Here is a 16,476-nt window from a genome sequence, read left to right as displayed (position 1 = left end):
GCCGGCGAAGCCCCCCTCTTCGCGGATAAAAACTGGAGACTGGAACGATGAAAGCCCTTGCCCCCCTGCTGCTCCTGAGCATGCTGGCCACACCCGCCTTTGCAGCAGATGTCAGCATTAACGACGCCTACGCCCGCGCAGTACCTCCCGGCCAGCCCAATAGCGCCGCCTTCATGCAGATCACCAATAAGGGCGATGCCGCGCTGACTCTGACCGGCGCGACCACCAGCGTGGCCGGCGTTGCAGAGCTGCATACCCATATTCAGGACGAAGGCGTGATGCGGATGCGTCGTATCGACGGCATTGAACTGCCGGCAGGCGAGAGCGTCTCCCTGAAACCCGGCGGCCTGCATGTGATGCTGATTGGCCTGGAGAAAAACCTGGCCGCGGGAGACAAGATCGATCTGACACTGGAGTTTTCAGATGGCAGCAGCGAGGCGCTGGAGATCCCGGTACAGCCGGTCATGCCGATGGGCCACCAGATGCACCAAGGCGGAAACTGAGACACAGATTTAGCGGACAACTCATCATCAAACCCGACCGGGCACCCTGCCCGGTCAGGCCCAGACTCATCAGGATTCAACGCAGATAAGCGCTCACCTCAGCAGAGCTTGCAGCCCCGCAGGCGACTGTCGAAATGGCTGTAAAGCAGCAGGCAGATCTCTTTTTCAGAGGCTTCGCCCAGATATTCGGTGTGATCGCGGTCACCATAGCTGGCGGTATAGATGCCCGGCTGGCTGACCACTGCTGCTACCCGGTAGGTTTTCAGGCCCACCTGATACACGCCGCTGTAGTGTGGATACGCCAGCTCACCGGCGTCGTTAATCCGCAGCCAGCCAGCACCCGCCTCAAGCTGACGCAGGCCCGGTACCTTGAGCGGATTATCACTGTGCAGCGCGAGGAAAAAGTCCACCTGGCCCGGCGTATCAAAAACCCCCAGAACCCAAAGCGAAGGTTCCCCGGTTAACGACAGCGCGTAGAGATACCAGGATTGTTCTCCGTTCTGTTGGATGCCAAGACGGTGGTAGAGAAAACTATCGGAACGACAGATGGAGTGATCCACCAGATTGTCCGGCAACGACGAAGACGCAAAGGTCTCGCGCTTCGTATCCGCAGGCAGGGATTGTTCCTGCCAGCGCGTCGCCTTGATCTTAAGGTTTCTCATGCAGCCTCTCCTGCCGGAAGATGGCGCTCAAGCGCGAATCTTTCGGCGTTCAATGGCGGCGTTCCGTAGAACGCACGCAATTCAGACGATAGAGCCTCAACCCGGGGAGGCAAACCGCGCTCCAACAGATCAAGTACCCTTGCATGTACGTTTTGCATAAACTGGTTGCTGGCGCCCAGACCCGCCGATAGATTATCGGCGCTGAAGTTAAAGCGATGCCCAGCCGACTCGGACAGAATCCACTCGTAGGCCTGAGGCTGCACTTCCACCCGCTCGAACTCTTCCTGCTCCATCGCAGTACGCCCGTCCGGCTTGTACCAGTAACCAAAGTCTTCCAGTGTACGCCTTTTCGCACCTGCAACACACCAGTGTGCAATTTCATGCAGTGCACTGGCGAAAAACCCATGAGCGAAGATGATTCGATGATGCGGATTTGCCGCGTCTGCGGGCAGATAAACCGGCTCATCGTCGCCCGCTACCAGCTCGGTGTTGTAGCTACCAAGGAACAGGCCGTTAAACAGGCGGATCAGGTCTTCAATGGAGTGTTGCGTGCTCATTCGTATCTCTGCCAACGCCGGTCATTCAACCACCAGCTTTCACCTGTATTGCGATCTATCCTTACTGCCACGTAGCCTTTGAGGTCTTGGTCGGCCCGCTGCAGCTTAACTTCATAACTGGAAGCCGCGGGGTACCCCTCCTCATCCAGCGCCGCCCAACGGCCCTGGTCGGCAAGCCAGGTTTCGCCAGTATCACGCCGATAGCGGATCAATACCCATACCCCTCTAGAGGTATAGGTGGTAGCCACGCCATAGAGATCACTATTGCTGGAAAGACCAAGTTCATTGACCGTCTGCAGCAATTGTGCAATTGCAGCATCAACCTGGCTGCCATCAACCGATGAGGCCCCCTCGGCATCCATAGCGGCGAGGGCATCCTGAGAGTTGGCTGACTGCTGCGGCATCTGCTGCAGGCGGGTCAGCACCATCTGATTCAGCTCTCCCTGCTGCTGAACCTGGGCCCTGAGCTGCATCAGCTGCTCCTGCACCAGGGTCAGGCGACCATTCAACTGATCCAGCTGGTTGCCCAGAGATCCGGCAGATCCACCTGCGGATGCGCCTTCAGAGCCATCAGCTGCGGCTCGGGGCGTCTCAGCGGGTGCCTGCGCTCTTGCATCGGGTGTTGCATCGAGAGTTGCGTCGGGTTTTGCATTGAGAGCTGCCTGCGGCTCTGCCGCTGCACCATCACCACCCGCTGCCGCACCCGGCTGCCCATTACCTGGCACACAGCCTGCCAGGAACAAAGCGAAACAGCAGCCTATCAGCGTTAAGCTACGCATCAAAGCCTTCTCCTTAAAAATAGTCGGTAATTAATATCAAAAAGGCAACAGCGCTAAAAGCCCGCCACGTCAGGCTGCGGGCTGAATGGTCGTCTGAAGCTCTCCCTGCTCCCCATCTGCATGTGCCCAGCTCAGTGTCAGGCTGTCGCCCGGCTTGCCGCCGACGAAACTGAAACTGAAAAACGGGTCACTCCACATGGCGGCGTCCAGATCTGCGCTCACCAGTACACGTCCCTTGTGCTTCAACTCAAACCGGGTGACCGGATTTTGTGGATCCCGAATCGCCTGATGCTGCATGCGGCGCACCAGCGGTTCGGCGCTACGCAGGGTGACGCGGACAGAATCATCACGCACCACTACCGCATCCAGCCGCAGCGCCAGTGAATCCGGCGCGTTCTCAACCAAGGATGCTGCAGAGGACTCCTCAGCAGGCTCGGCAGAAGAAACAGTAGAAGAAGCTGCTGCAGATACCGCAGGAGCATTCTTTATAGAAACGGTGCTGCCGGATGCCTGGGCGTCCGGTGCCAAAGCCAGTAACGGCGCGGTTTTCGGTACCAGCTCGAAGGTGCGGCGCCCGGCGAAGATACGATTTGTCGCCGTACGCACGACGACCATCACACCGGCAACCTCAGCGCTCATAAACCGAGTGGCCACCTGCGCATCCATACCAGGCTGCAGGTCAAAACTGGCCAGCTGTACCGGGTCTACAGCATCGCTGAGCAGCGTAATGGCAGCCACCGGCGATTGCAGCACGCGAATCCGTATCGGCACCGGAGAGGCCGGGTCGACCTGCCTGGGCACCTGGATAATCAGATCAGCCGAATCCTCCACCATCGACGGTAATGTCGACGGGATCTGCAGATTACCGAACAGCTCCGGCAGGTCCGCACTGGCAGCGCCCGGCATCGCCAGCGCCAGCGCGAACACCCGCAGCATTCTGGATTTCAACATGGCTGTATCCTTTATCCAGCACCGATTTTCAGACGCCGCAGCTTACGATAAAGCGTGCGTTCACTGATACCCAGCAGCGCAGCCAGATCACGATTTTCTCCGGGGAAACGCGCCGCCACCTGGCGCAGGTAGTTATCCTCCAGCGCATCCAGAGGAATCACCGACCCATTAGTCAACCCCGAGGCCTGAGCTGCGGACTGCGCCTCACCGGCAATCAGCGGTCCATTCACCAGCAATTCTGGCGGCAGCTGATCCACACCGATGACCCCGTCATCGGCCAACAGGATGCCGCGCTCAAGAATATTTCTCAACTCCCGGATATTGCCGGGAAAGTCATACCTCATCAGCACCTTTAGCGCCGCACGACTGATGCTGACACCCTCGCCTTGCGGCAGCCGACGCAGCAGCACTTCGATCAATAGCGGCAGATCATCGATACGCTGTTTCAAGCTGGGCAGAGGAATGGGAAAAGGTGCTATACGGTAATAAAGGTCACGTCGAAACTCGCCACGCTCGACCATCGCTTTCAGGTCTCTGTGTGTTGCGCAGACCAAGCGCACATCGGCATGCTGAGGCTCAACGCTGCCCACCGCCCGATAGACGCCGGTTTCGATCAGACGCAACAGCTTTACCTGCTGTGGCAGCGGTATTTCGCCAATCTCGTCAAGAAAAAGAGTGCCACCTCGCGCAGCTTCCACAAGACCGCGCTTACGGCTGACGGCGCCGGTGAAGGCGCCGCGCTCGTGACCAAACAGCTCGCTCTCAAACAGAGATTCACTGAGCCCAGAGCACTCCACGGTGACAAAGGACTTGCCGGCACGGAGACTGCTGTCATGCAAAGCCTTGGCCACCAGCTCCTTGCCCGTGCCGGACTCACCAAGCAGCAGCACGCTGATATCGCTGGGCGCAGCGCGATGCACCATCTCCAGCATGCGGATGAAAGACTCCGAGCGCCCGACCATCCCCTCCTGCTCACCAGGACGCGCCTTGGCTTCTTTCACCCGGTGCATGATCTCCAGGAAACAGACCAGCTGACCCGAGGCGCTGTGGACCGGCTGCATCTCCACATCCACATGTTCCTCCCCCGCAGGCGTGGTATGCAGGTGCAGCATGCGCTGGCGTTTGCCGGACTTTGAGCAGAGCTTCAGCGGGCAGGACTCACCGGCCTGATCGCAGGGGACCTGATAACCGTGAGATACCTCGTAGCAGTGGCGATCCTGCACCGGGCGGTCGTCGCCATAGATTTCCCGGTAGGCGGCATTAGTCGCCAGAATCCGGTAATCCAGCCCGATCAACGTGGCCGGTTCGGCAATACCCTCAAGTATCTCCGTCATTTCCTTTGTAATCAGATGAAGTTCCGCCTGCATCTGCCGCCTCTTAACTGTCATATGTGACAGCCATTATCTGCCAGGTGTGACACTTTGTCTCTTCTGTTTTTGTTCTACGCTATCTATAAAGAAGTATTTCAGATCCAACTTTCCAGTAACCACGGGAGTTCCAAGAGTGCCGCAAATGCAACACTGTTTTTAAGTTGCATCTGGCATGCTAGCTGCTGTGTATCCTGTGAATAACCGCGTCATCTATAAGCCTTCAGGAGATAGTGATGATCACCGAATCCGTCGTTGATCTTTCCCGGCTACAGTTCGCCATCACGGCGCTGTACCATTTTCTATTCGTGCCACTGACACTCGGCCTGACCTTCATGCTGGCAATCATGGAGTCAGTCTATGTCATGACCGGAAAGCAGATTTACAAGGATATGACCCAGTTCTGGGGCAAACTCTTTGGTATTAACTTCGCACTGGGCGTCACCACCGGCCTGACAATGGAGTTCGAGTTCGGCACCAACTGGGCGTACTACTCTCACTATGTGGGCGACATTTTCGGCGCACCTCTCGCTATTGAAGGCCTGATGGCGTTCTTCCTGGAGTCCACCTTCGTAGGTCTGTTCTTCTTCGGCTGGGAACGCCTCTCCAAGGTGAAACACCTGATGGTGACCTGGCTGGTGGCGATCGGCTCTAACCTTTCTGCCATGTGGATTCTGGTGGCTAACGGCTGGATGCAGAACCCGGTGGGCGGCGAATTCAACTTTGAAACCATGCGTATGGAGATGACCAGCTTTGCTGATGTCTACTTCAACCCGGTTGCCCAGGTTAAATTCGTGCACACCGTCTCTGCCGGCTACTGTACTGCTGCCATGTTTGTACTCAGTATCAGCGCCTACTACCTGCTGAAAGGGCGTGACCTGGCGTTTGCCCGCCGCTCTTTCGCGGTAGCGTCCGGCTTCGGTATGGCCGCCGTACTATCGGTGATCCTGCTCGGTGACGAGTCCGGTTACGAAGTTGGCGACGTTCAGAAAGCCAAGCTGGCCGCCATCGAAGCGGAATGGGAAACCTCTGAAGCACCGGCCCACTTCACCCTGATCGGCATACCCAACGATGAGACCATGGAAACCGATTACGCCGTGCGTATTCCTTACCTGCTCGGCCTGATCGCTACTCGTTCCATCGATGAAGAGGTCACCGGCATCAAGGACCTGGTTGCCCAGCATGAGGTGCGTATCCGCAACGGCATGCACGCTTACTCACTGCTCGAGCGTCTGCGTGGCGGCGAGGACACCCCGGAACTGCGCGCCGAATTCGACGATGTAAAAGTCGATCTCGGTTACGGCCTGCTGCTGAAGCAGTTCACACCGAATGTGACGGATGCCACCGAAGCGCAGATCGCCCAGGCGGCGAGAAACTCCGTACCGCCATCGTTCCCGATGTTCTGGAGCTTCCGCATCATGGTGGCCTGCGGTTTCTGGATGCTGATGGTGTTTGCCCTGAGCTTCTACTTCACCGCCCGCCGCACTGCCTTCCACAAAACCTGGCTTCTGCGCCTGGCGCTGTTCAGCCTGCCAGTGCCCTGGATCGCATCTGAGTTTGGCTGGGTTGTGGCCGAGTTCGGCCGTCAGCCCTGGGCGATTGGTGAGGTACTACCGACGTTTATCGCTACATCGAGCCTTACCGAGGCTGACCTGATCGGCAGTTTGATCGCCTTCGTCGCCTTCTACACGGTGCTGGCGATTATCGAGATGTACCTGATGATCCGCTTCGCCCGCAAAGGCCCAAGCAGTCTGCATACCGGTCGCTATCACGACGAGCTGCCCGCTCCGAGCACAGCCAAGTCGTCAGTGAACGCCTGAGTAGGAAGAGGTAACTAAGATGCTATTCGATTATGAAACGTTGAAACTGATCTGGTGGGCCCTGGTCGGTGTCCTGTTGATCGGCTTCGCTGTCACCGATGGTTTTGACCTCGGCGCCTGTGCCCTGTTGCCGATTCTGGGCAGAAGCGACTCCGAACGTCGTGTCGTCATCAATACCGTAGGACCGCACTGGGAAGGTAACCAGGTCTGGTTCGTCACCGCCGGCGGTGCCATCTTCGCGGCCTGGCCAGCGGTTTACGCAGCGGCCTTCTCCGGCTTCTACTGGGCGATGATGCTGGTGCTGTTCGCGCTGTTCTTCCGCCCGGTGGGCTTTGACTACCGCTCGAAGATCGCCGATCCGCGCTGGCGCAGCTCCTGGGACTGGGGCCTGTTCATCGGTGGTGCCGTGCCGGCGCTGGTATTCGGTGTCGCCTTTGGCAACCTGCTGCTCGGCGTGCCTTTCCAGCACGACGAATTCATGCGCCCGAGCTACGACGGCAACCTGTTCGGCCTGCTGAATCCGTTCGGCCTGCTTTGCGGCGTGGTCAGCCTGGCGATGCTGTCGATGCACGGCGCCGTCTATGTGGCGCTGCGCAGTGAAGGCCGCGTCAGCGACCGCGCCCGCACCTGGGGTCAGATCTGCGCCCTGGTGACTCTGGCCTGCTTCGCCCTGGCCGGTATCTGGCTGAGCTCCAGCATCGACGGCTACCAGATCGTCTCTGCACCGGCTCACGATGCCCTGCCCAACCCGCTGGCGAAAGAGGTGATCCGTGGCGATGGCGCCTGGCTAGCCAACTACTCCACATACCCGGCCACCATGCTGGCACCGGTCATCGGCTTCCTCGGCCTCGCCGGCACCTTCCTGCTAATGGGTGCACGCCGTTACGGCTGGGCGTTCCTGACCAGCTCCCTGGGTATGGCGGGTATCATCCTCACTGCCGGCTTCTCGATGTTCCCGTTCGTTATGCCGTCTAGCCTGGAGCCCAACTCCAGCCTGACGCTGTGGGACGCTTCGTCCAGCCACCTGACCCTGAACGTGATGACCTACGCGGCGATCGTTTTCGTCCCGATCATCCTCTTCTACACCCTGTGGTGCTACCGCTCGCTGTGGGCCAAGGTGTCGGTGGAAGTCATCAACAAGAACGATCATTCATCTTACTGAGGAGACCGGATTATGTGGTACTTCGCCTGGATACTCGGCGTGTTGCTAGCCTGCTCATTCGGCATCATCAATGCGATGTGGCTTGAAGCGGAAAACATAGACGACGAGCAATAAAACAAACGGGGGCCAGATGGTCCCCGTTTTCATTTGCGCTACAGGTTCGGTTTCAACCTAACTTACTGAGCGCACCCGTGACTCCCCTTCTGCGCAGCCGAGCATCGCAGACTGAAAGAGAAACAAGGGAAAGGCTGTTTGAGCGACGAGGGAGCGACTGATTTTTGAAAGAAAGCCTTTCCCGCTCTTTCAGGCGAGAAGCACAGGGAAATCGGCGCAGCCGATCAAGCAGTAGGGGCGGTTTGGGATTGATAAGGTACTTGTCCGCACAAGTACCTTATCTCGCCAGCAGGCGAAACCGGGCTTCAAAGGAACTGAAAAACAAAATTATCTACCGATTTAGCGGATAGCTGAGAACCAAAGCAAAAACGGGGACCAATCGGTCCCCGTTTCAGTTCAACTGGTAGCTTGCGCTATCAAGCCGACAGTGTCTTGAAGCTGCGGTTGAAGTACATCAGTGCATCCTGGCCTTCACGGACAACGATGTTGTCGATCTCGGCGTAGAACACAGAATGGCTGCCCACTTCGGCGATATCGGTGATACGGCCTTCAAGGCTCGCCAGTGAACCGCGCAGCAGCGGCTGTTTCAGTACGCCGTAATCCCAGGTATCGAGCTTAAAGCGCTCTTCCATGCTCAGCTCGGTCATACCGGCAAAGTGACAGGAGACTTCCTGCTGCTCGGCGCTGCAGACATTAACGCATAGGTGGCCGTTGTTACGGATCACTGCGTTGACGGCGCTTTCGCGATTGATGCAGACCAGCACGGTGGCCGGGCTGTCAGATACAGAGCAGACTGCGGTGGCTGTCAGGCCACAGGTACCGCCTTCGCCCGCGCTGGTCACTACGTTGACGGCACCGGCGAGCTGAGACATCGCATTACGGAAAAGCTGTTGCTGTTCGTTGGGCATGAAGAATGAATCCTTACATCGCTTGCTGCACAAGTTTACTTGAGATGGCTAAGACGGATTTAACGGTTCAGAGCGAGAGCACGTCGATCCGCTCCATGGTCTGTACGCCGCCGTTTCCGTTCTGGTTTTCTTCGTCTGATTCGGCACGAAACTCCGCACGGGCGTCCGGATCGACGATGCCATGCGGGAATCCGAGCTGCAGACCTTTAAAGTCAAACAGTTCGGTATCGGCCAGATGGGATGGAACCACGTTGCACAGCGAGCGGAACATGGTTTCGATCCTGCCCGGGTGCTGTTTGTCCCAGCCGTTCAGCATCTCCTTGATCACCTGGCGCTGCAGGTTTTCCTGCGAGCCGCAGAGGTTACAAGGGATGATCGGGAACTCCCTGAGCTCCGCATATTCGGCGATATCCTTCTCGCGAGCGTAGGCCAACGGACGGATCACCATGTTCTTGCCGTCATCGGAAACCAGCTTCGGCGGCATCGACTTCAGCTTGCCACCGTAGAACATGTTGAGGAAAAAGGTTTCCAGGATATCGTCGCGGTGATGACCCAGCGCGATCTTGTTGGCGCCGATCTCATCGGCAAAACCGTACAGTGTGCCGCGACGCAGGCGTGAGCAGAGACCGCAGGTGGTTTTACCCTCGGGCACCACTTCCTTAACGATGGAGTAGGTGTCGCGCTCGACGATATGAAAAGGCACACCGACCTTTTCCAGGTACGCCGGCAGAATGTGCTCGGGGAAGCCAGGCTGTTTCTGATCCAGGTTCACCGCCACCAGCTCAAAATCCACCGGTGCACTTTTCTGCAGGTTCATCAGGATATCCAGCATGGCGTAGGAATCCTTGCCGCCGGACAGGCAGACCATCACCTTGTCGCCTGCTTCAATCATGTTGAAGGCTTCGATCGCCTGACCAACCTCGCGGCGCAGACGCTTCTGCAGTTTGTTCGTGCGGGTTTTGCGCTTGCGCTCCGCTTCAACGGAGAGCTGTTCCGCCTGCGCTTCGGTTGGGTTTTCGCTGTGCATGCTGGTTGCCGTACTTGGATAAAAAGTTGAGTGAATCGGTTAACCGGATCGCTTCGAAAATCGCCCAGGGCAATTGCCGAGAAATCGAAAGGGGCGAAATTATAACCGAATCGCGCCTGTCTAACACGGTTGTGTTGGCGTAAGGATGATCAGGCAACTGCAGCTATTCGGCGGCAGAGCTCTGGGCAGATTGAGGGGCAGCTTGTGAATCAGATTCCGAGCGTATCGCCACGGGTCCCAGCCAGCCAATTTCGATGGCGGTGGCCGAGCCGATAATAGCGTGGCTCAAGCTTGGCGGCAGCAGCGACCAACCCGGCGTCACCTGCACCCGACCACCCATGATCTCAGCGCGTTGCTGCGGAAACAGAGGCTCTTTTACCGGGTCCGCAAAGCCATCGGGCCAGAGCGGCTTGCCGGTTTTCATATCGTATTTATCGCTGGCACCCAGGGTGTGGAGCAACTCGTGGGCGGCGACAAAGTTATTGATCCCCTGATGCTCAGGGTCGGCATAACCGTTCACCAGCCCGATATTACCCTTCTGCAGCCCCAGCGAATGCTGCTGCCCCTGGGGATTACCCGGCGCATAGAAACTCATAAAGATTCGCACGTCGGCATCGTTGGCCTGCCAGCCATCCTGCCACCAGACCCAGAAACGCATCTTGATCGCCCACCAGAGCGCTTCAACGATACTCGCCTGCGTTGGTGTTTTTGGCGGCTGCGAATCGATGGACGGCGCCAGATCGACGCTGACCGGCGCGCTCAAACCGATGCGGTAACGATAACCCTCGCGGGCAAAAAAGGTCTCGATATCGTCAAAGCTGCGATCGTCCAGTTGCTCTACGTAGGACTGAGTGACCGCATCGCCATCCGCATTGATCGGGTAGATGCGCACCACTACCGGGTTTTGCCAGTCCACACTGCGGGTGCTGGACAGCAGCAGATAGAGCGCCAGTATCAATACCAGCACCAGCAAGAGAAACACGCGCAACCAACCGAGTATGGAATATCGCCGCATCAGGCCACCCAGCTTCATAACTGAATCAGACCCGCCACCGCCAGATATCGCGCCAGCTTGCCCAGCCCAACAAGCAGCACACTGCTACGCCAGGAAAAACCGATCCAACCTGCGACCAGGCAGAGCGGATCGCCAATGATCGGTAACCAGGCGAGCAACAGCGCGGCCGGGCCATAACGCTTCAGACGCTGCTCTGCACGACGGTGACGCTCTGAAAGTATGCGAAGGGGATAACGCCGGCGCAACCAGACGCCCATGACAAAGGTCAGCATGCTGCCGAGAAGATTGCCGGCGGTGGCCACCAGCACCGGCAGCAGCCACTCGCCGCGTTGGGAAACCTCCCAGGCCAGCAGCGCCTCGGAGCCACCAGGCAGCAGGGTCGAGGAGATAAAGGCACTGAGGAACAGCCCGGGAAGCGAATACTCCGCCCAGAGCTCTTGCATCACCGCTCTAGCCGCATCAAAAAGTGCCCTTAATCAAGCCTGGTCCAGCCCCTGGGCGATGCAGCGTAACACGCCATATTCATAGGCACCGGCGAGCGCTTCATGCACCACCTTCAGCGAGCCACCTTTATGCCGGCGGTGCTCAAGAATAGTCTGCTCTATCTGCTGCCGCTCCGGCGCCGGAAGTTCCACCACCTCATCGACACCGATAGCGCCCTTACGAATCGCCGCGGCCAGATGGCTATAGATGGTATTCGGCGAGAGCTTTTGCTGACGCGCCACCTGCTCCACGGTCATACCACTGCGGTAAAGCATCAGTGTCTCTTCCGCCTGGTTGTCGCCGTCATCCACTGGGACGGCCTGATGCTCGGCGATCAGCTCGAGGAAGGGGTCGCCATACTGGTTCAGCTTGCGCTCACCTACGCCATTAAGGCGGCGCAGCTGCACCGGCGTCAGCGGCCGGTACACCACCATTTCCATCAGCGTGGCATCGTGGAAGATGACGTAAGGCGGTACATCCTGCTCATCGGCCAGACGCTTACGCAGCGCCTTGAGCTCATTCCAGAGTGCATGATCCTCCGCATCCAGCTGCTGCTGGGATGCCTTGCTCTTGCCGCCAGACAACTTGGGCCCTGCAGTTTTGGTACGCAGATCGCGACGCAGCTCCAGGGTTTCTTCACCGCGCAGCAGCGCACGGCAGCTCTCCGACAGCTGCAGCGCACCGTGGCTGGCTTCCACCTTCAGATAGCCACGGGCCACCAACTGGCGGAACACCGAACGCCACTGGTTACGATCCAGCTCCTTGCCGATACCCCAGGTGGACAGCTGCTCGTGGCCGCGCTGGCGGGATTTATCGGAACTCTCGCCCAGCAACACATCGATGATGTAATTGACGCCATACATCTGGCCACAGCGGAACACCGCAGACAGCGCCTTGCGCGAAGCCTCGGTGCCATCCCAGACTGGCACCGGCTCAAGGCAGGTATCGCAGTTGCCGCAGGGCTGATGATCCGGTTCGCCAAAATAGGCCAGCAGTGCCTGGCGCCGGCAGCTGGTGATCTCACACAGGCCCAGCATCGCTTCCAGTTTCTGCCGCTCAACCTGCTTGTGCACCTCGTCGGCCTGGGAGCCTTCCAGCATCTGCCGCAGGAAGATCACATCCTGCAGACCGTAAACCATCCAGGCGTCGGCGGGCTCACCGTCACGGCCGGCACGGCCGGTTTCCTGGTAGTAGGCCTCCACCGATTTCGGCAGATCCAGGTGCGCCACAAAACGGACGTTGGGCTTGTCGATCCCCATGCCGAAGGCGATGGTGGCGACCATGATGATCGACTCTTCGGTGAGGAAGCGGTGCAGATGGTGTTGTCGCAGCTCCGGCGACAGGCCCGCATGATACGGCAGCGCATTAAAACCACGTTCACTGAGCCAAGCGGCGGTATCTTCCACCCGTTTGCGCGACAGGCAGTAAACAATCCCTACATCCTGGGCGTGCTCATCACGCAGAAAACGCAGCAGCTGTTCACGGCCACGGTCTTTCTGACCGATACGGTAACGAATATTGGGACGGTCAAAACCGCGGATAAAGCGCGCGGCATCGGTGAGCTCCAGGCGATCGATAATCTCCTGGCGGGTACGGGCGTCTGCGGTGGCGGTCAGCGCTATTCGCGGTACACCGGGGAAGAGTTCGCGCAGGCGGTTGAGCTGCATGTACTCGGGGCGGAAGTCATGCCCCCACTGGGATACGCAGTGCGCCTCGTCGATCGCAAAGAGTGACAGCCTGGCACGCTGAAACAGCGCCAGCGAACGCGGCTGCAACAGGCGCTCCGGCGCGATGTACACCATATCCAGCTCGCCGGCGACCAGCTGTGCCTCGGTGGCCTGAAGCTGTTCCAGCGGTATCGAGGAATTAAGACAGCCAGCGCGAATACCCAGCTGAGACAGTGCATTGACCTGATCCTGCATCAGTGCGATCAGCGGAGAGATAACCACACCCGTGCCTTCGCGAACCAGCGATGGCAATTGGTAACAGAGGGATTTGCCCCCACCGGTGGGCATGATAACCAGGCTGTCCTGACCTGCCAGCAGTGCCTCCACAACGGCGTCCTGCGGCGGGCGAAAACTCTCGTAGCCGAATACCTCGGCCAGTATCTGCTGTGCGCGCTCAATCATGCGGCGCATTATCCGCGAAGCGGACCTTCAAGTCATCCAGAGCGCGCAAAGAAGCGGTTGAAAGCGGTACCAGTAGGCGGTTTTAGAGAGTAGAATCGGCCGCAAACCGATCTATCTGGATGCACGCCCATGACCGCTCAAACCGCCCTTATCACCGAAGACGAATTGGATATCCTCGAAGAGTTTCTGTTTTCGTCCGCCGTCTCGGAAGAAGCTCTCGACCTGATCAGCGCCCACGGCCTGCTGTGCGCGATCAATATCTCTCCGGTCGATGTACCGGAAAGCGAGTGGCTTGAGCTGCTGTTTGACGGTGAACCCAAGTGGGAATCCGATGCCCAGAAGAGCCAGATGCTCGATCTGCTGCGCAAACTCTACCGCACCATCGGCAGCGATCTATATTCCGATCAGGAAATTCTGCTGCCCTGCGAGCTGACGCTGGAAACCGAAGATGACGAAGAGCTGGCGGAGATCACTCTCTGGGCGCAGTCGTTCATGGAAGGTGTATTCCTGCGTGAAGAAGAGTGGTTCGGTGATGATGAAGAAGCGGTAGCCGGTCTGCTGCTGCCGATCATGGTTGCCTCCGAGCTGTTCGATGACAGCGAGATCACCGATATCCGCAAGGATCGCGCCCTGTCTGAAGAGATGTGCGAACAGATCCCGGAAGTACTGATCGACCTGTACCTCAATTTCCACGCGCCGGAGAAGTAATTCCGGCCGCTCTGCAGCAGGGAGCCTGCCATGCTGACCGTCAAATTGATCTTCGCGGACAAAAAGGAGGAGCTGTGCCGCTTCTCCGAGCTACCCAAGGCCGGGCAGCCGATGCGTATCGATGAGCTCACCTACCAGGTGATCAGTGTGGATCGGGCGCTCAGCAACACCGACCCGGACGGTCCCGACGCTATCGTCAAACTCTCGGCAGGCACCACTGAGAGTCCGGATCAGCAGATTCCCGTTGTTCAGCCCGGACGCCGCAATCCGGGCTGAGCGCAGCGCATAAGGCCTGGTTTAAAAACCTTCGTCGAACGGATCCTGATCGGGCGGGTAATGAACCGCCAGCCAGACGGTCGGGAAATCCGGCGTGGTCCAGCCAACGCGGTGACGACAGCCTGCAGGGATATTCAGCGAGTCCCCTTCCCTCAGTTCAGCACTCTTTCCCAACTCCGAACTGTCGGCGCTATCGAAATCGATCCGCGCCGCACCGCGCAGCACCATCACCCACTCGTTTCTGTCCTGCTCATACCAGCCGATCTCCGGTGAGCTCTGCCCGTGGGAGACGATCCGTTCGATCTCCACACCCTTGGCGCTGGCCAGCGCTTCGAACACCTCCGCTGTCGATGCATCCGGCAGGTTCGCCAGCAGATTGTTAACCTGAGTCAAAATTGCCTCCCTAGCCCAGCCTTTGCGGCTGGCACTTTGATCAATGTTTCTATACTGAAATACTATCCAAGAGCTCATCAAAAGAGCTCAGCTATTCATTCAGCATAACAGGACGGAGCCAGGAATGACGGACAGGCAGTGCATCCTCGCACTCGATCAGGGCACCACCAGCAGCCGCGCCATACTCTTCGACGACCAGGTCAACCAGTTGGCTTCGGCACAGCAGGAGTTTCCCCAGCACTATCCTCACGACGGCTGGGTTGAGCACGATCCCATGGATATCTGGCACTCTTCACTGACCGTGGTCAGACGAATGCTGGACTGGGCGCGGGAGAACGATTACCGGATCTGCGGCATCGGCATTACCAACCAGCGCGAAACCACGGTGGTCTGGGACAAACGCACCGGCAAGCCGGTCTACAACGCCATTGTCTGGCAGGACCGGCGTACTGCCGACTACTGTGAGCACTTGAAGCGCGAGGGTGTCGAAGAGGAACTGCAGGCACGCTCCGGCCTGCTGCTGGATCCCTATTTTTCTGCCAGCAAACTCAACTGGATACTGGATCACAACCCCGACAACCGCGCCCGGGCTGAACGGGGCGAACTGCTGTTCGGCACCGTCGACAGCTTTCTGATCTGGAAGCTCACCAGCGGCGCCTCGCACCTGACCGATGCCACCAACGCCTGCCGTACCAACCTTTACAACATTCACCAGGGAGAGTGGGACGAGCGACTGCTGGAGCTGTTCCGTATCCCCGCCAGCATGCTGCCCGAGGTTCGCGACTGCGCCGGCGACTTTGGCACCACAGACGCCTCGCTGCTTGGCCAGTCGCTGCCGATTCTCGGTGTTGCCGGCGACCAGCAGGCCGCCAGTATCGGCCAGTGCTGTTTTTCCAAGGGCGATATCAAGAGCACCTACGGCACCGGTTGCTTCGTGCTGCTCAATACCGGTGATGAAGCTGTCATATCCTCGCAACGTTTGCTCACTACCGTTGCGTACCAGCTTGATGGCAAACCCAGCTACGCACTTGAAGGCTCTATCTTCGTCGCCGGTGCCGCCGTGCAGTGGCTCAGAGACGAGTTGGGGATCATCCGCAACGCCGCCGAAACCGAAACACTTGCCCGCTCCATCGAAAGCAATAACGGTGTCTACCTGGTACCCGCATTTACCGGCCTCGGTGTGCCTTACTGGCAACCCGATGCGCGTGGTGCGCTGTTCGGCCTGACCCGTGGCAGCGGCCGGGCCGAGATCGCCCGGGCGGCGCTGGAAGCGATGGCCTATCAGACCAGCGATCTGTTCAAGGCGATGGCAGCCGATGGCATTACACCCGCCACGTTGCGAGTGGACGGCGGCATGGTGGCCAACGACTGGATGCTTCAGTTTCTGGCGGACATTCTCGGCACTACCGTTATCCGACCCCAGATTGCAGAGACCACCGCCGTGGGCGCCGCCTATCTGGCCGGGCGCCAGGCGGGGCTCTATGGCGATTTTGAGGCATTCACCGAGCTTTGGCAGTGTCAGCGCCAGTTCGAGCCCGGCATGCCGGTAGATCAGCGCCAACAGCTGCTGAGTGGCTGGGCCGATGCGATCAAGCGTGTATTGAAATCAGAGGAATAAAGAG

The 16,476-nt window shown here is 58.6% G+C and carries 18 protein-coding genes; 7 read left to right on the top strand and 11 right to left on the bottom strand.

What is annotated here, in order from left to right:
* Window positions 1-47 precede the first annotated feature (47 nt).
* Window positions 48-503, top strand: a complete 456-nt coding sequence (locus tag C4S72_RS01225) for a copper chaperone PCu(A)C (protein ID WP_104001264.1) — start codon at window positions 48-50, stop codon at window positions 501-503.
* Between the two features lie 98 nt (window positions 504-601).
* On the opposite strand, the gene C4S72_RS01220 is transcribed toward C4S72_RS01225, so the two are convergent.
* The 5 genes from C4S72_RS01220 to C4S72_RS01200 all read right to left on the bottom strand — a co-directional run bounded on the left by C4S72_RS01220 (window position 602) and on the right by C4S72_RS01200 (window position 4,819).
* Window positions 602-1,165 (bottom strand): hypothetical protein, encoded by a 564-nt coding sequence (locus C4S72_RS01220; RefSeq protein ID WP_104001263.1) that lies wholly within the window; start codon window positions 1,163-1,165, stop codon window positions 602-604.
* On the bottom strand, window positions 1,162-1,722 hold the full coding sequence (locus C4S72_RS01215; protein ID WP_104001262.1) for an elongation factor P hydroxylase: 561 nt from the start codon (window positions 1,720-1,722) through the stop codon (window positions 1,162-1,164). The genes C4S72_RS01220 and C4S72_RS01215 overlap by 4 nt, the downstream gene beginning before the upstream one ends.
* The gene (locus C4S72_RS01210) at window positions 1,719-2,501 is read right to left on the bottom strand and encodes a hypothetical protein (protein ID WP_104001261.1); all 783 of its coding nucleotides are present in this window, start codon (window positions 2,499-2,501) and stop codon (window positions 1,719-1,721) included. The genes C4S72_RS01215 and C4S72_RS01210 overlap by 4 nt, the downstream gene beginning before the upstream one ends.
* 69 nt (window positions 2,502-2,570) lie before the next feature.
* Complete coding sequence (locus C4S72_RS01205) at window positions 2,571-3,452, bottom strand: thiosulfate oxidation carrier complex protein SoxZ (RefSeq protein WP_104001260.1); 882 nt, start codon at window positions 3,450-3,452, stop codon at window positions 2,571-2,573.
* 11 nt (window positions 3,453-3,463) lie between these two features.
* Window positions 3,464-4,819, bottom strand: a complete 1,356-nt coding sequence (locus tag C4S72_RS01200) for a sigma-54 interaction domain-containing protein (RefSeq protein ID WP_104001259.1) — start codon at window positions 4,817-4,819, stop codon at window positions 3,464-3,466.
* A 236-nt stretch (window positions 4,820-5,055) separates the two neighbouring features.
* On the opposite strand from C4S72_RS01200, the gene C4S72_RS01195 reads away from it, so the two are divergent.
* The 3 genes from C4S72_RS01195 to cydX are packed head-to-tail and all read left to right on the top strand — an operon-like array spanning window position 5,056 to window position 7,915.
* Complete coding sequence (locus C4S72_RS01195; protein ID WP_104001258.1) at window positions 5,056-6,639, top strand: cytochrome ubiquinol oxidase subunit I; 1,584 nt, start codon at window positions 5,056-5,058, stop codon at window positions 6,637-6,639.
* 19 nt (window positions 6,640-6,658) lie between these two features.
* Entirely contained in the window at window positions 6,659-7,801 is a 1,143-nt protein-coding gene (gene cydB / locus C4S72_RS01190; RefSeq protein ID WP_104001257.1) for a cytochrome d ubiquinol oxidase subunit II, read from the top strand.
* A 12-nt stretch (window positions 7,802-7,813) separates the two neighbouring features.
* On the top strand, window positions 7,814-7,915 hold the full coding sequence (gene cydX / locus C4S72_RS01185) for a cytochrome bd-I oxidase subunit CydX (RefSeq protein WP_104001256.1): 102 nt from the start codon (window positions 7,814-7,816) through the stop codon (window positions 7,913-7,915).
* 416 nt (window positions 7,916-8,331) lie between these two features.
* Here the strand turns inward: cydX and hpaC are convergent, their stop codons facing one another.
* The 5 genes from hpaC to recQ all read right to left on the bottom strand — a co-directional run bounded on the left by hpaC (window position 8,332) and on the right by recQ (window position 13,477).
* Window positions 8,332-8,823: a 4-hydroxyphenylacetate 3-monooxygenase, reductase component gene (gene hpaC, locus C4S72_RS01180; protein ID WP_104001255.1), complete on the bottom strand. Its 492-nt coding sequence runs from the start codon at window positions 8,821-8,823 to the stop codon at window positions 8,332-8,334.
* A 67-nt stretch (window positions 8,824-8,890) separates the two neighbouring features.
* Window positions 8,891-9,850 carry a tRNA 2-thiocytidine(32) synthetase TtcA gene (ttcA, locus tag C4S72_RS01175; RefSeq protein WP_104001254.1) on the bottom strand — a complete coding sequence of 320 codons (960 nt, stop codon included), beginning with the start codon at window positions 9,848-9,850 and terminating at the stop codon, window positions 8,891-8,893.
* A 163-nt stretch (window positions 9,851-10,013) separates the two neighbouring features.
* Window positions 10,014-10,865, bottom strand: a complete 852-nt coding sequence (locus C4S72_RS01170; protein WP_146071846.1) for a zinc metalloprotease — start codon at window positions 10,863-10,865, stop codon at window positions 10,014-10,016.
* Between the two features lie 14 nt (window positions 10,866-10,879).
* On the bottom strand, window positions 10,880-11,308 hold the full coding sequence (locus C4S72_RS01165; protein ID WP_104001252.1) for a YqaA family protein: 429 nt from the start codon (window positions 11,306-11,308) through the stop codon (window positions 10,880-10,882).
* A gap of 33 nt (window positions 11,309-11,341) precedes the next feature.
* A complete protein-coding gene (recQ, locus tag C4S72_RS01160; RefSeq protein ID WP_104002997.1) occupies window positions 11,342-13,477 on the bottom strand; it encodes a DNA helicase RecQ in 2,136 nt (711 codons plus the stop codon).
* A 129-nt stretch (window positions 13,478-13,606) separates the two neighbouring features.
* On the opposite strand from recQ, the gene C4S72_RS01155 reads away from it, so the two are divergent.
* Window positions 13,607-14,185: a YecA/YgfB family protein gene (locus tag C4S72_RS01155; RefSeq protein WP_104001251.1), complete on the top strand. Its 579-nt coding sequence runs from the start codon at window positions 13,607-13,609 to the stop codon at window positions 14,183-14,185.
* Between the two features lie 30 nt (window positions 14,186-14,215).
* Complete coding sequence (locus tag C4S72_RS01150; protein ID WP_104001250.1) at window positions 14,216-14,461, top strand: hypothetical protein; 246 nt, start codon at window positions 14,216-14,218, stop codon at window positions 14,459-14,461.
* Window positions 14,462-14,482: 21 nt separating this feature from the next.
* Here the strand turns inward: C4S72_RS01150 and C4S72_RS01145 are convergent, their stop codons facing one another.
* Window positions 14,483-14,854 carry a cupin domain-containing protein gene (locus C4S72_RS01145; protein ID WP_235009009.1) on the bottom strand — a complete coding sequence of 124 codons (372 nt, stop codon included), beginning with the start codon at window positions 14,852-14,854 and terminating at the stop codon, window positions 14,483-14,485.
* A 124-nt stretch (window positions 14,855-14,978) separates the two neighbouring features.
* Here C4S72_RS01145 and glpK point away from each other — a divergent pair, with 124 nt between their 5' ends.
* Window positions 14,979-16,472 carry a glycerol kinase GlpK gene (gene glpK / locus C4S72_RS01140; RefSeq protein WP_104001248.1) on the top strand — a complete coding sequence of 498 codons (1,494 nt, stop codon included), beginning with the start codon at window positions 14,979-14,981 and terminating at the stop codon, window positions 16,470-16,472.
* Window positions 16,473-16,476: the final 4 nt, after the last annotated feature.

The organism is Marinobacterium lutimaris, assembly GCF_900108065.1.
GTDB lineage: Bacteria > Pseudomonadota > Gammaproteobacteria > Pseudomonadales > Balneatricaceae > Marinobacterium_D > Marinobacterium_D lutimaris.
This window is presented reverse-complemented; position numbering and strand designations above follow the sequence as displayed.

Excerpts from the sequence above, each read along its gene's own strand:
- C4S72_RS01215 (WP_104001262.1), bottom strand. The coding sequence starts at position 1,722 with ATGAGCACGCAACACTCCATTGAAGACCTGATCCGCCTGTTTAACGGC.
- ttcA (WP_104001254.1), bottom strand. The coding sequence starts at position 9,850 with ATGCACAGCGAAAACCCAACCGAAGCGCAGGCGGAACAGCTCTCCGTT.
- glpK (WP_104001248.1), top strand. The coding sequence starts at position 14,979 with ATGACGGACAGGCAGTGCATCCTCGCACTCGATCAGGGCACCACCAGC.
- C4S72_RS01150 (WP_104001250.1), top strand. The coding sequence starts at position 14,216 with ATGCTGACCGTCAAATTGATCTTCGCGGACAAAAAGGAGGAGCTGTGC.
- C4S72_RS01210 (WP_104001261.1), bottom strand. The coding sequence starts at position 2,501 with ATGCGTAGCTTAACGCTGATAGGCTGCTGTTTCGCTTTGTTCCTGGCA.
- C4S72_RS01225 (WP_104001264.1), top strand. The coding sequence starts at position 48 with ATGAAAGCCCTTGCCCCCCTGCTGCTCCTGAGCATGCTGGCCACACCC.
- C4S72_RS01155 (WP_104001251.1), top strand. The coding sequence starts at position 13,607 with ATGACCGCTCAAACCGCCCTTATCACCGAAGACGAATTGGATATCCTC.
- C4S72_RS01165 (WP_104001252.1), bottom strand. The coding sequence starts at position 11,308 with ATGCAAGAGCTCTGGGCGGAGTATTCGCTTCCCGGGCTGTTCCTCAGT.
- cydB (WP_104001257.1), top strand. The coding sequence starts at position 6,659 with ATGCTATTCGATTATGAAACGTTGAAACTGATCTGGTGGGCCCTGGTC.
- recQ (WP_104002997.1), bottom strand. The coding sequence starts at position 13,477 with ATGATTGAGCGCGCACAGCAGATACTGGCCGAGGTATTCGGCTACGAG.
- hpaC (WP_104001255.1), bottom strand. The coding sequence starts at position 8,823 with ATGCCCAACGAACAGCAACAGCTTTTCCGTAATGCGATGTCTCAGCTC.
- C4S72_RS01195 (WP_104001258.1), top strand. The coding sequence starts at position 5,056 with ATGATCACCGAATCCGTCGTTGATCTTTCCCGGCTACAGTTCGCCATC.
- C4S72_RS01220 (WP_104001263.1), bottom strand. The coding sequence starts at position 1,165 with ATGAGAAACCTTAAGATCAAGGCGACGCGCTGGCAGGAACAATCCCTG.
- C4S72_RS01170 (WP_146071846.1), bottom strand. The coding sequence starts at position 10,865 with ATGCGGCGATATTCCATACTCGGTTGGTTGCGCGTGTTTCTCTTGCTG.
- cydX (WP_104001256.1), top strand. The coding sequence starts at position 7,814 with ATGTGGTACTTCGCCTGGATACTCGGCGTGTTGCTAGCCTGCTCATTC.
- C4S72_RS01205 (WP_104001260.1), bottom strand. The coding sequence starts at position 3,452 with ATGTTGAAATCCAGAATGCTGCGGGTGTTCGCGCTGGCGCTGGCGATG.
- C4S72_RS01200 (WP_104001259.1), bottom strand. The coding sequence starts at position 4,819 with ATGCAGGCGGAACTTCATCTGATTACAAAGGAAATGACGGAGATACTT.